The organism is Enterococcus sp. DIV1375a (assembly GCF_051712205.1).
GTDB lineage: Bacteria > Bacillota > Bacilli > Lactobacillales > Enterococcaceae > Enterococcus > Enterococcus faecalis.
In genome coordinates this window covers 818,196-831,451 of record NZ_JBIOOM010000001.1, presented here as the reverse complement: position 1 = coordinate 831,451, position 13,256 = coordinate 818,196, and the positions used below count along the sequence as shown (strand labels likewise).

Below are 13,256 nucleotides of genomic sequence, written 5' to 3'. Positions count from 1 at the left end.
ATGTACTTTCTTTGACAGTGTTTCGGCTGAAACACTCGTTGAGTCATTGAGATACATTTTACACTAATTCACTGAAAATTTCACTAGTTTTTACTTATTTTTTTAAAGGAAATTGTTATTTTTTAAAGACATAACTTAAGTATCCAAGTATTTAATGAATCGCTTTTGTTTTTTATCAGAAACATAGCCAATGTGTTCATAAAATTGATGTGCTGCTGTACGCTGTTCCCCTGAATTTAAGCGAATCGCAGACAAGTTATACTTTTTAGCTTCCGTTTCTAGGTTCATCATTAATTGTTTGCCAATTCCACGGCCTTCTGCTTCTTTTGCCACTGCTAATCCCAGAACGTTCAATAACGTTTGGGAATAAATTGTTTCATACAGTTGCGCATGCACATAGCCTAAAATCTTGCCTGTCTTCGTTTCTTCATAAACATATAAAAACTCTCTGTCACTGGCTAGTAGTAATTTCTCAATCTGTTTACAGGTCACGTCAACGGGAACTTCATAGCCCAATTGTTCTTTATTAATGATAGTTAACGCCGCTGCATCTGTTGGCTTCATTTTTCTAATCAAGGGTAACAACCTCCTAAATGATATTTATAGAGTATTACTTTAGCTACTCTATAGTTTTTTCGATAAATAAAGAACTAACTCATCATCATTAACACACCGTTCGTTTGGTTTCAGCTGCTTATTTTGAAACCAGACTCCTGAACCATCTGGCACATATCCTTGTTTGATATATAATCTTTGCGCTGCACCATAACCAGGATGCAGGCCTACTCCCAAAGAAACAGTATCTGCATAACTTTTGGCAACATTTTCTGCACGATTTAATAATAACCGCCCCACTCCTTGTTTTTGAAATGGCAAGAATACATTGAAATCAGCTATTTCAGGATATAAATTTTTAAAAGGTCCTTCCTTAGCTAATGGCAGTAACGTCACATAACCTAACAGCGTTGCCTTTTTCTCCGCTACAAAAACCGTTCGTTGCTTGACTAATTGTTCTTCTAAATAGTTCATTAAAATCTCTTGGCGACTTGGCCAACCTTGTTGGACAAATTGAGTATCTAGCGCTAAGATATCTTTCTCTTGCATTTCTCTAATAACCACTAGCTCAGACATTAGCATTTCCTCCCGAAAAGCGTTTTCATTTTATAAAACGAAGCGAATAATTCTTCGCTCCCTTATTCATTTTCAAAAACCATCGAGTTGATGATATTTGGGCAAAACAGCAACACATGTTTTTTCTGAATTAACAGCAATAACGAACCCTTGCCATAAGGACCACGTCACCGTTTCACCTAATTTCTCTTTCACTCGTTGAATCATTTCAGCTTGCGTTAAGTCTCGTGCAGGAAAATGTTGAACTTTATCGTTACTGATTAAAAAAATAAATGATTCTGAAAAAGCTGTCATGACTTCAGGTGGTAAATTTTTTAATCGTTCTTGGTAATCCATTGAAACCACTCCTTCTTTTTTATCATACCACAACATCCATTTCTCTAAAAAGCGCAGCACTCACTACTGAATATCTGCTAAAATTTGCCTGATAATCTGCTTTTCAGACAGTTGTTCAGATAACCGCTGTTCTCCCGGAAGCCCTAAATAATCTTCTGGTAGCCACCAACGTTTCATTTCCACGACACCAAATTCTTGTTTCTCTGGCTATGTCTTTTCAGTGTTTCTTCAAAAGAAATATCAAAATAATAAACCTGAACGTTTCCTTCAAAGAGATGAATTATTTCCTGAAAAAAGGAATGATAAATGGCTTTTTGAAAAATCCCTTCAACAATCACATACTGGCATTCTTGATAACCAAAAGCTACCAACTGTTTTAACAAAGCAATACTTAGATTACCTGTTTCATCTTTAACACGAAGCATTTCTCTGCGCACCACATCTTGAGAAATCAATAACGATTGTTCTTTAAGACACTGATGAAGCGCTTTATCTATCGTTGTTTTACCACTACCAGAATTACCACGTAAAATAATTAATTTCGGTTGCATCTGTTTCCCTCCATTTTCTTGATTGTTGAAAACAAGCAGAAAAGAGCAAAAAACTTGGAAAAAACTCTCCAAGTTTTGCTGTTATTTTGATGAATGTTTCGTTGAATCTCGCTGAATGAATTCCGTTCCGACAATAATTTTTCTAGGAACTGGTGGGGTATTCAAGCATAACTCTTTCATTGTCTCAACGGCTAGCTCACCCATCCATTCAGTATGAACTTTGACTGTTGTTAATGTGGGTGAAACATATTTTGCGACACTAATATCATTAAAACCAATGATAGAAATATCTTCTGGCACACGAATGGCTGCTTCTTGTAACGCCCGCATTGCACCAATCGCCAATGTATCACTTGCAGCGAAAAAAGCGGTTGGACGAGTGTCCGCTTTTTCAATAAAGTCTTTCATCGCTTGATAGCCTTCTTCAACAGAAAAAGCTGCTTCGACAACCCATTCTTGATGATAAAGGTCCAGATCTTTTAAGGTTTCTTTAAAAGCGACAAAACGTGGATCAACCAATGCCACGCGGGACTCTTTCGTATATTCTTGTCCAGAAAGCATACCGATTTTCTGATGCCCTTGCGCCAAAAATTCTTGCACAATTGTTTTAACACTTCCAGCAAAATCAACAACAATGGAGTTTTGGCCAAAAGCCATTGCATCAAAGTCTACAAATAGAAGAGGTGCGCCTAAGGCGGCTAAGGCCGCCACTTGCTTTTCATCAAATTTTCCTAGGGCAATTGTCCCATCAAATCTTTTTTGAGACAGGTTTGTCAGAGATTCTTTGACTAAAAGAAAACCCAATTCCTCTGCCCGCTTTTCAACACCTAAACGAATCGATAAATAGTAAATATCATCCAGTTCTTCTGGATCGCTGAACCATTGGACAAACCGAATTTTCTTTTTGCCTGCTTGTTTTTTTTTGGCTCGCTTTTTATAATTTAACGTTTCTGCTGTTTCAAATATTTTCTTCTTCGTTTCATCACTAACTGATAATGTTTCATCATAGTTCAAAACTCTCGAAACTGTCGCTGAAGAAACACCGACTTGCTCTGCTATATCTTTAATGGTTACGATGTTCCTCACCTCAAATTAATCATTTTCAATACATTGAATAAATCGTTCAAAAGCACGACGGCCTTCTTCATCACGTTTAAAGACGCCGGCATCTGTTAAAATTTGAACAAAAATTGTCCCAATTCCTTGTTGGATCACTTCTTTGACATTGGCTTCAGTGATGGTTTGCTGACTGAGTTCATCCGCCCAAGCTCGATGACTTTCAGCAATTTGATTGGGTTGCTTTAATAAATACTTTTCGACTTCTCTTAATTCTTGTGCCAGCCTTGGTGGCAAAATAGCTAGTCCCATTACTTCAATTAAGCCAATATTTTCTTGCTTAATATGTTGTACTTCTGGATGTGGATGAAAAATGCCATCTGGAAATTCCTCCGAAACATTATTATCTCGTAAAACTAAATCCAATTCAAATAATGACCCTTTGCGTCGAGCAATTGGCGTAATCGTATGATGCGGTGTGCCATCTTCTGAATAGGCCCGAACTGAGACTCGTTCATCAGAATAATTGCGCCATTTGGTCAAAATTAATTCGGCCGCCTCAACGAGTTCCTCTTGATGATTACTTTGAAGACGAATCACAGACATCGGCCATTTTAAAATACCCGCAGTTATCGCAGGATATTTTTTCAAAGAAAATCTTGTTTCCATTGGTGCTAAATCCATTGGAAATGTATGACGTCCTGCTTGGTAATGATCATGAGATAAAATAGAACCACCAACAATTGGTAAATCTGCATTAGAGCCCACAAAATATTCAGGGAATAACTCCGTAATTTTAAGGAGCCGCTGGAACGTTTTTTTCTCGATTTTCATTTCTCGATGTTGTTGGTCCAAGAAAATCGCATGCTCATTATAGTAAGCATATGGCGAATATTGAAAGCCCCAAGCTTCGTCCTCTAAATTTAGTCGGATAATCCGATGGTTTGTCCGTGCTGGATAATTCACACGACCATAATAACCTTCATTCTCCATACATAACATACACGCTGGATATTTTTTTTGACTCATTTTCTTTTCAGCCAAAATTTTTCGAGCATCCTTTTCTGGCTTCGATAAGTTAATGGTAATTTCTAGTTTACCATAGGGTGAGTCCATTGGGAAAATAATATTTTTGGCGATTGCTTTCGTTTTAATGTAGTTATTCGTTTTACATAACTGATAAAAATAATCCGTTGCTTTTCGTGGAGACTCTTGATAATAGTCCATAAACTTCTGATTAATAGTGGTTGGGGTCGGCGTAATAAAATCCATTAACTCCGCTTCTAGTTGTTCTGCTTCCGTAATTGAGTCATCGATTTGGTGATTGGCTTGTGCAATATTTAAAAGATGTTCCACCACACGCAACGGTTCTTGCTCACAAGCAACCGCTTCTGGTTGTTCAAAAAAATCACAGCCAACTAGTTTGGCAATCCGATTCGTCAAATAATAGCGGTCTGTTTCCGTCCAATCGCCATTTTCTATGATTATCTCTACAAATGCAGCAATCCATTTACTACTTTCTTTCATCATCTGATGTTCTCCTATTCATTATAGCCTTGAGGATGTTTCACATGCCATTGCCAAGCGGTGGCGATAATGTCCTTGACCTCAGTTACTTCTGGTTGCCAGCCTAAAACTCGTTTGGCTTTTTCACTAGAAGCAATTAATGTACTAGGATCCCCTGCTCGGCGTGGCGCGATTGTCGCAGGAATTTCTTGGCCTGTCACTTCGCGAGCAGCATCTAACATTTCTTTAACAGAATAGCCGTTGTTGCTTCCCAGGTTAAAGACGTCACTTTCGCCGCCATTTTTCAAATATTCTAAAGCCAAAATATGTGCTGCAATCAAGTCTTCAATATAAACATAATCTCGAATGCACGTGCCATCTGGTGTATCATAATCATCCCCAAAAATACTTAGCTCTGCTCGTTGGCCTAATGCCACTTGTAAAATAATTGGCACAATATGCGTTTCTGGCGTGTGATCCTCACCAATTGAGGCATCTTTTTTTGCTCCCGCAACATTAAAATAACGCAAAGCAACATATTTCATTCCATAAGCGTTGTCGCACCATTTCATGATTTTTTCCATCATTAATTTACTTTCCCCATACGGGTTTTTAGGATTCGTTGGGGTTTCTTCTGTAATAGGCATTGCTTTTGGTTCGCCATAAGTGGCCGCTGTGGAAGAAAAAACAATATGTTTCACTCCGAATTCTTGCATGACTTCCAAGGCAATTTGAGTGCCGTGAACATTGTTATTGAAATACATTAACGGTTTCTCCACGGATTCTCCTACTAAAGAATTGGCCGCAAAGTGCAACACCCCTTCAATTGATTCTTTTTCAAAGACACTACGTAAAAAAGCTTTATCACGAATATCGCCTTCATAGAAAGCCGCTTGTTCATGAACTGCTGAACGATGCCCCGTTAATAAATTATCAACAACAACAACGGCATATCCTTTTGAAATTAATTGATCGACGGCATGTGAGCCAATGTAGCCTGCGCCACCTAATACTAAAATAGACATTTAAAGCCTTCCTTTCTAAAATAACTTTCTGGCACCATCATCAATTGATGCAGGATAAAAATCAGCAGCATAGCCAATTTTATCTTGATAACTCTGGCCAACAGCTTCAATAAATGCATCTATATTTTGCTTTGGTACCAAAGCAATACTACAACCGCCAAACCCTGCACCAGTCATCCGTGCGCCCAAAACGCCTGGTTGTTCTTGCGCACAAGCCACTAAGGTATCTAACTCAATGCCAGTTACTTCGTAATCTTCTTTTAGCGAACGATGTGAGGCATTTAATAATAAGCCAAATTCTTCCAAATCCCCTTCAGTTAGCGCTTGTTTTGCCAATAAAGTTCGTTCATTTTCTGTGACGGCATGACGCGCTCGTTTAATCAACGCTGGATCTCCAATCAATGCTTGATATTGTTCAAATGTCTCGCTGTCTAATTCACCTAAAAATTCAATAGATAACTCTTTTTGAAGCAAACGAACGGCTTCTTCGCATTCTGCACGACGTTCATTATATTTTGAATCTGCTAATTCACGGCGTTTGTTAGTATTCATAATGACAATCGTATACTCACCTAATTTGGCGGGAACCATTTCATAGTGCATATTATTGGTATCTAGTAGAATAGCTTGATCTTTTTCTCCCATCCCTACGGCAAATTGGTCCATAATTCCTGAATTAACGCCAATAAATTCATTCTCCACTTTTTTACCGATTTGCACCAATTCAAGCATTGGACAGTGTAAGGCATATAAATCATTACAGATCGTTCCCATTAAAAGTTCAATAGAAGCAGAAGAAGACAAGCCAGCACCATTAGGAATCGTACCGTAGAAGAGCACATCTAAGCCAGAATCAATATTGTGTCCGCTTTCAATCAAGTAATTTAAAACGCCTTTAGGATAATTTGCCCAATCATCTGAATCTGAATAGGTTAAATCTTCTAATGAAAATTCGATGAGACCAACCTCTTTAAAATTATCAGAAAACATTCGAATTTTTTGGTCGTCTCTTTTTCTTGCCACGCCAAATGTCCCTAACGTAATAGCCGCCGGGAAAACATGACCGCCATTGTAATCTGTATGTTCACCAATCAAATTAATTCTTCCAGGGGCAAAATAACAGGCTGTCCCTTTCTCACCAAATATTTCTACAAATCGATTCATTAACAGTTCTTCCATCACTAATCGCTCCTTTCACTAGTAAACAAATTGTATAATATTTACTAAACTTTTGCAAATGTTTACTTAATATTTTCTTAATTGTCATTTCAATTGAAAACGTGTACAATACAATTAAATAAAGATCTATTTTCTTAGCGTTTCTTTTCGACTATTTAAATAATCTAAAAAACAAAATTAAATTTACTAAATATTTACTTGAAGGAAGGATTGATTATTTTGACTATTTCAACTGAATCATTTGGACAAGGAATGCTTCTTTACACACTGACGAATAAAAATGGTGTGACTTTAAAAGCAACAGATTTTGGTGCGCGAATTGTTGCGCTCGACGTTCCTCTTACAAAAAATGAATCCCGATCACTCGTGCTAGGCTTTCCCTCAGCAGATGAATATTTGTCTAAAGACTTATATTTTGGTGCAACAATTGGTCGAACAGCTGGCCGAATTGCCGATGGCTCCTTTGAACTAGCGGGTAAAAAGTATCAAACGATGATTAATACTCCTACTCAAACAACACTTCACGGTGGCACACCTGGGTTTGAAAGTAAAAAATGGCACAGCGAAATCCAAGAGGCACAAGCGAATCCTTCTGTGAAATTTTGGCTAGAGAGTCCTGCTGGTGAAAATGGTTTTCCTGGAAATCTCACTGTTTCAGTCACGTATACATTGACTGAAGAAAATGAATGGCAAATTGAGTATCAGGCAACTACAGATGAACAAACACTTTTTAATCCAACCAATCATGTCTACTTTAATTTAACTGGAAATCCTACAATCCCCATTGATGCGCATGAGTTACAAATAAATGCCCAAAAGTTTGTCCCGCTTGATGAAAGAGTTTTACCGCTTGGAGAATTAGCTTCCGTCGACCAGACAGCTTTTGATTTACAAAAACCTAAAAAATTAGCTGAGGTTTTTTCAAGTACCGATGAACAAATTCAAAAGATGAACGGCTTCGATCACCCTTTCATCTTAACCAATCATGATTTAATTAACCCGGATGTTATCTTAAAAAGTCCTACTAAAGATATCACCTTAGAGATGTTCACTGATCAACCTTCAGTTGTTATTTTTTCAGCAAATTTTGCTGATAACGGTCCTGATATTCAAGGGCAAAAATTAGTCAATCACGGAGCGCTCACATTTGAAACCCAAGTCTGTCCTGGTGCTGAAAGATTTCCGTTGTTCGGTTCTATCACCCTCTCACCTGAACAGGAATTTCACTCAACGACCCGTTTCAAACTAATTTATTAAGTGAAATGGTGCTCTTAACCAAGCTTATCTTCGAACTAAAAAAGATAAGAATGGTTAAGAGCACTTCTATTATTTGACATTTTTAATCGCTCCATTTACACTATTTTCAATTAGAAAGGTGGTGATGTCTATGTATGCAATCAAATTTTTTCATGGCTATTTAACTGCAGATGGTAAACGTACGCGAGATAAATCAGGTTGTTTAGTTTACCACTCTGAAAAAGAAGCACAAAAATTAGCAGATAAAATTGGCGGGAGAGTTAAAAAAATTGGATAACCTTAGGTAAAGGATAGATAAGCAAGGCTATTTTGCTATCTATCCTTTTTTATTTTACATATTCCTCGACTTATTGTATTGATTTGATACAATAGAGAAAAAGCCTAAAGGAGCGCTTACATGAAACAAAATGACTTTGATTATATGCAAATGTTAAAAGGTGAATTATATTACGCCCCCACCATTTTACCCGAAAACAAATCAACAAAAGGCAAGGTGTTAGCTCAAAAAATCAATCAACTTCCTATCGATAATGTGAAAGAAATTGTGGCCCTAGAAAAAGAATTATTAGGAAAAACTGGCAATGAGTTATATATCACCCCACCCCTCTATGTAGATTACGGTCGCCATATTGAGGTAGGAGAAAATTTTTATGCAAATATGGATTGCATTTTTTTAGATGTAAACAAAATCATCTTCGGTGATAATGTCATGGTTGGCCCTCGTGCTAGTTTTTATACTGCCGGCCATCCAATTGATCCAACGATTCGAACTGCAGAATTAGAATTCGGGACGCCAATTATTGTTGAAGATAACGTGTGGATTGGCGGAAGTGCCACCATTTTACCTGGCGTTACAATTGGAAAAAATGCTATTGTCGCTGCTGGTGCTGTGGTTACAAAAGACGTTCCTGCCAACACGATTGTTGGAGGTAATCCAGCAAAAGTCATTCGCAAAATTGATGAAAACGATCAGCAATTTTGGACAGAAAAGCAACGGCAGTATCAAATCGCTAAGAAGCAATTCTTTCATGAATAAAAAATCCCCAATCCAATGAAAATAACGGATTGGGGATTTTTTATTTTAATTTTCTTCATAATAATTAAACATCCAATGGATGCCAAACTGATCTTTTAGGGAACCATATTTTTTGGACCAAAAAGTTTCAGATAATGGCATTGTAACAGTGCCACCTTCAGATAATCGTTTAAATAAGCGATCAATTTTTTCATCATCATCTGTGCTAACCACGAGCGAAAGGTTATTTCCTTCCGTAACTTCAAAACCAAACATATCAGGAACATCTGAAATCATTACATAGGTTCCTTCAATAATGATACTTGCGTTCATCACTAAATCCTTTATCTCGTCGTTTATAGGATGCTCAGGATCCTCAGGTGCTTCGCCAAAAGTCATTAAATTTTGACATTTTGTATCAAAAACATCTTCATAGAACGCAATTGCTTCTTTTGCTTCACCTTTAAAATTTATATACAGCTCTAACAAATGACTCACCTTCTTTCATGATCAAATTTTATACTTTATTTTCTCATGATTTGTCAGAAAGCAAAAATAGTCTGCTTAAAAATCTGATTTTTCTAGTAACAAGGTAACAAATTTTTCCAAATACAGTTGGTCAACCGCATCATAGCTATTTGTTACACCACTATCAATATCTAAAACACCGACCAATTGATGATTTTTTACCATTGGTACAACGATTTCAGACATCGCAGCTGAGTCACAAGAAATATAATTGGCGTGTGTCTTCACGTTATCAACAATCAATGTAGCTTGTTTTTCCGCGGACTCACCACAAACACCTTTGCCCATTTTAATTCTGGTACAAGAGACTTTCCCTTGAAAAGGCCCCAAAACTAATTCTTCATCTTTATATAAATAATACCCAGCAAAAACGGTATCTGGTAATGTTTGTGCAAGTAACGCGGACGAGTTTGCTAAATTTGCAATAGCATCCGTTTCTATTTCTAACAAACCGCTCAATTGTTGTAAGCACAATTCGTAGGCTGCTTTTTTGTTTTCTCTCGTTTGTTCAGTCATGCTTGGTTCATCTCCTTCATTTTGTCTTATTATAAAGGAAGATACGCAAAAGTGCTATGTTAAAGTGAGTCAAACAAACTTGAAACGCTGATCCACGTTGTGAGCAGAAGCACTTTATAAGGATTAAACTGTGACGAGTAACCGCTGGACTGACACTATGCGTTGCTCAGAGCTGAACCCTGTTTCCTCTGTTTGGCTTTTTAGCATTCTATTTCTACCTAATTTTAAAGCAAGTTAAACCCATTGTCCTTTCAACATAATCTTGCGTTTCTGCGGTTTTCTAGCAATCACTTCTGCTGTAGAAGCTGCTTCTGTAAAGATAAAGTTTGCTTCGTCGCCTTCTGTAAACCAAAGGCGTTCTTCTTCAAATGAAAAAGGTGCTACTTTGCCACAGCCATGGACGTAAGCTTGAGTAAGTTGCTCTTCTGTAATCTTTCCTGTCATTTCACAAAAATTACGTAATTTTTCAAATAAATCACCTGAAACATTAGAACTCCAAGAGTCAAAAAAGCCATCACTACCTAAATGAACCGATACACCAGCTTGGCGTAACACATCAATTGGTGGCAATAAATAACGAGGATCATAGGGAATTGTAGACATAATCGCCGTTTGATGCGTTGCCAAGCGTTGGTATAGTTTTTCTTTTTCTGCTGGTCGTACATCTAGCAGCGCAAAGGCGTGACTGATAGCGGTAAATTTTCGTTCTTCCAAAATGTCTAAAAATTTATCAATTGTATAAACGCCAACTTCCCCCGTATCATGCAAGTGGATATCGATTCCTACTTGAAATTCTTCTGCCAGATCGAAAATAGTTTCTAAAGATTCTTCAATTGCATAATCAATGCCTGCAGGATCTAAACCGCCAACCATTGTTCCACCATTTTTTAGGGCTTCTCTCATGAGTAAAACCGTTTGGGGATTTTTTAATAATCCATGCTGTGGAAAGACAACAATATCATAATCAATCACATGCGCATATTTTTCTAAGGCTCTTTTGACGCCCCAGAAGTTTTCTAGTTCTACATAAGGATCAATGTTGACATGTGTCCGAATATAAGAGGCTCCATAACCAATCAATTTTTCAATCATGGCCGTCGCTCGTTGTTCTGTTGACGGAGCTAACAATTTAAGTTCACTGGCTTCGTCTGCTAAACGCTCTTTTAAATTTTTAACAGGTTGGCTAGCACGCCAGCCTAATGAAAGGTAGGTTTTATCTAAGTGATTATGGCTCTCTTGAAAAGCGGGAATAGCCAGTTGTCCGTTTAAATCAGTGCCTTGTTGCTTTTCAGTGACTTGATTTTGCGGAATAATCGCTTGGATTTTGCCTTCTTGAATCGCTAAAGTATAGCGTGCGGTTTTAGTATACGTTAATTCGTGGTGGTCTTTAGCAAAACCAGTTTCTAAACGAACATTATTCAAATAAACAATGGATGCTGTCATTCTTTTTCCCCCTTTTGAACGGCTTCAACCAGTTGTCCTTTTAGTATCAGTTGTTGGATTGGCTGTTGGCGTGCAATCACGTGAGCAGTGCTCTCAGCATTAAATAGTAGGAAATCTGCAGAATCGCCGACGTTAGGCCAAACTTGCTGCCCGTTAGGATCAAGAGGGGTTACAAAATTACTCGCTAAGCCCCATAAACGATTCAAGCGATACTCATCGCTAATTTTAAATCTTTGAGCGGCTGTATTTAATTTTTCTATTGTATTGCCACTGCCAAAAGGCGACCAATGATCCGTCAAACTGTCATGAGCAACGGAAATCTTAACACCTTGTTCAACCAAGGTTGGAATCGGCATGGTGGGCATTCCAATTGGTACAGTCGAAGTCAAATCAATACCTGTTTCGATGAATTTTTGCGCAATGTCTCTAATTGCTGCTTCTTCTAAGCTCCCTAAGGCTAAAGCATGACTTAAAGTGACTTCGCCAAACATCTTTGCTTGTTCTGTATAATCAACAAATTTATTAAATTCATAAAGTCCCAAAGTATCACGGGCGTGTAAATGAACATCAATTTTTTTATTAAATGTGGTAGCTAATTCAAATATTTTTGCGATTGAATGATCCACATGACGATCCACAAGGGCTGGATCAACGCCACCGACATGAGTTGCCCCCATGCGTAAGGCTTCGCGCATCAAAGGTTCGACTTGTGAGCGGAGTAATCCGTGTTGAGGAAAAGCCACAATTTCATGAGTAATGTATTGTTCATATCGACTAAATGCTTCTTTAGTGATTTCAATATGTTTCGTTCCAATAGATGGATCTACATTACAATGACTGCGAATATGATAATGGCCTTGTTGAATATACTGCTCAATAACTTGGCAAGCACGTTCTAAACTAGTTGGTAATTGTTCAGGTAACAGCCAAGTTTCTTCTTCAATACGTGTTAAAATTCCTTCCGTTAGTGGACGACAGGCCTTCCAAGGTCCCCCAAAATACGTTTTATCAATATGAATATGCATTTCTCTTAGAGCAGGTAAAACGAGTTGCTGATTCACATCGATAACTGTTTCGTTCTCTAAAGGCCTTAACTGCGGTGCGACCGCAGTACAGACCTCGTTTTCAATTCGAATATCATAGCTAGCTGTTTCTGTCGCAACAATTCGCTGATTCACAGTAGAAAATCCTGTTTCTAATTTACAGTTTTTTAAAAGCATGACAAACCCCTTCCTACCTTCATTCAATTAGTTAACATAAGCCCATTTTAAACTGTACGTAGGTCCAAATGAATGCCAATACAGATCCTTGATTTTTTGATTAGCTAATACAGAAATGCTTCGATTGTAGATTGGTGCTAAAACCGTTTCCTGATTCACCAAAATATCTTGTGCTTGAGCAAAGTCATTTAAACGAGCCTCTTGATCAGCCGCATGTGTTGTTCTAGTTTCTTGAATTAATTGATCATACGTATCACTCTTGAACGTTACGCCGCCCAAGGTACTATCCGAAGTAAAGATGCGCATAACTGTTAATGGATCACGATAATCTTTTTACTCCGTGAAACTGAATAATTTTGTATGTAAAAACCTTATTAAATAGGCTTTTTCATTATTTTATTACTATCTTCAAAACCTCTGAATACCACTAATTTGGTAGTCAAATGGTAGTCAATTTCATACCTAGACGAATAAAAACAATCTTACTATAATA

14 protein-coding genes and 2 pseudogenes are annotated in these 13,256 nt (G+C 37.6%); 3 read left to right on the top strand and 13 right to left on the bottom strand.

The annotated features are described in order from the left end of the window. Positions 1–135: 135 nt before the first annotated feature. The 8 genes and pseudogenes from IGJ63_RS04130 to IGJ63_RS04095 form a co-directional block, all read right to left on the bottom strand. A complete protein-coding gene (locus tag IGJ63_RS04130; protein WP_002413534.1) occupies positions 136–576 on the bottom strand; it encodes a GNAT family N-acetyltransferase in 441 nt (146 codons plus the stop codon). A 48-nt stretch (positions 577–624) separates the two neighbouring features. Then, a complete protein-coding gene (locus IGJ63_RS04125) occupies positions 625–1,137 on the bottom strand; it encodes a GNAT family N-acetyltransferase (protein ID WP_002384748.1) in 513 nt (170 codons plus the stop codon). A gap of 66 nt (positions 1,138–1,203) precedes the next feature. Beyond that, positions 1,204–1,503 carry a hypothetical protein gene (locus IGJ63_RS04120; protein ID WP_002393495.1) on the bottom strand — a complete coding sequence of 100 codons (300 nt, stop codon included), beginning with the start codon at positions 1,501–1,503 and terminating at the stop codon, positions 1,204–1,206. A 27-nt stretch (positions 1,504–1,530) separates the two neighbouring features. Then, positions 1,531–2,090 (bottom strand): annotated as a pseudogene (locus IGJ63_RS04115) (kinase). Between the two features lie 9 nt (positions 2,091–2,099). After that, complete coding sequence (locus tag IGJ63_RS04110) at positions 2,100–3,104, bottom strand: LacI family DNA-binding transcriptional regulator (protein ID WP_284955382.1); 1,005 nt, start codon at positions 3,102–3,104, stop codon at positions 2,100–2,102. 6 nt (positions 3,105–3,110) lie between these two features. Continuing rightward, entirely contained in the window at positions 3,111–4,601 is a 1,491-nt protein-coding gene (gene galT, locus IGJ63_RS04105) for a UDP-glucose--hexose-1-phosphate uridylyltransferase (protein ID WP_174091059.1), read from the bottom strand. Between the two features lie 14 nt (positions 4,602–4,615). After that, positions 4,616–5,605, bottom strand: coding sequence for a UDP-glucose 4-epimerase GalE (galE, locus tag IGJ63_RS04100; protein WP_010830500.1), 990 nt, complete (start codon positions 5,603–5,605; stop codon positions 4,616–4,618). Between the two features lie 15 nt (positions 5,606–5,620). After that, complete coding sequence (locus tag IGJ63_RS04095; RefSeq protein ID WP_002386588.1) at positions 5,621–6,784, bottom strand: galactokinase; 1,164 nt, start codon at positions 6,782–6,784, stop codon at positions 5,621–5,623. 198 nt (positions 6,785–6,982) lie between these two features. On the opposite strand from IGJ63_RS04095, the gene galM reads away from it, so the two are divergent. The 3 genes from galM (at position 6,983) to IGJ63_RS04080 (ending at position 9,077) form a co-directional block, all read left to right on the top strand. Continuing rightward, positions 6,983–8,041, top strand: coding sequence for a galactose-1-epimerase (gene galM, locus IGJ63_RS04090; protein WP_002399474.1), 1,059 nt, complete (start codon positions 6,983–6,985; stop codon positions 8,039–8,041). A gap of 130 nt (positions 8,042–8,171) precedes the next feature. Continuing rightward, positions 8,172–8,318 carry a hypothetical protein gene (locus IGJ63_RS04085; protein ID WP_002384758.1) on the top strand — a complete coding sequence of 49 codons (147 nt, stop codon included), beginning with the start codon at positions 8,172–8,174 and terminating at the stop codon, positions 8,316–8,318. A gap of 120 nt (positions 8,319–8,438) precedes the next feature. Continuing rightward, positions 8,439–9,077 carry a sugar O-acetyltransferase gene (locus IGJ63_RS04080; RefSeq protein ID WP_002365472.1) on the top strand — a complete coding sequence of 213 codons (639 nt, stop codon included), beginning with the start codon at positions 8,439–8,441 and terminating at the stop codon, positions 9,075–9,077. Between the two features lie 45 nt (positions 9,078–9,122). Here IGJ63_RS04080 and IGJ63_RS04075 read toward each other — a convergent pair whose 3' ends face one another. From IGJ63_RS04075 to IGJ63_RS04055, 5 genes and pseudogenes are all read right to left on the bottom strand, one after another. Then, complete coding sequence (locus IGJ63_RS04075; RefSeq protein WP_002399473.1) at positions 9,123–9,554, bottom strand: VOC family protein; 432 nt, start codon at positions 9,552–9,554, stop codon at positions 9,123–9,125. Between the two features lie 66 nt (positions 9,555–9,620). Continuing rightward, positions 9,621–10,100 carry a GAF domain-containing protein gene (locus IGJ63_RS04070; protein WP_002360627.1) on the bottom strand — a complete coding sequence of 160 codons (480 nt, stop codon included), beginning with the start codon at positions 10,098–10,100 and terminating at the stop codon, positions 9,621–9,623. A gap of 234 nt (positions 10,101–10,334) precedes the next feature. After that, positions 10,335–11,543 (bottom strand): amidohydrolase, encoded by a 1,209-nt coding sequence (locus IGJ63_RS04065; protein WP_438745981.1) that lies wholly within the window; start codon positions 11,541–11,543, stop codon positions 10,335–10,337. Continuing rightward, entirely contained in the window at positions 11,540–12,790 is a 1,251-nt protein-coding gene (locus IGJ63_RS04060; RefSeq protein WP_438745979.1) for an amidohydrolase family protein, read from the bottom strand. Before IGJ63_RS04060 ends, IGJ63_RS04065 begins: the two co-directional genes overlap by 4 nt. Continuing rightward, positions 12,791–13,093 (bottom strand): annotated as a pseudogene (locus tag IGJ63_RS04055) (peptide ABC transporter substrate-binding protein); the annotation flags it as partial. It lies immediately after the preceding gene. Positions 13,094–13,256: the final 163 nt, after the last annotated feature.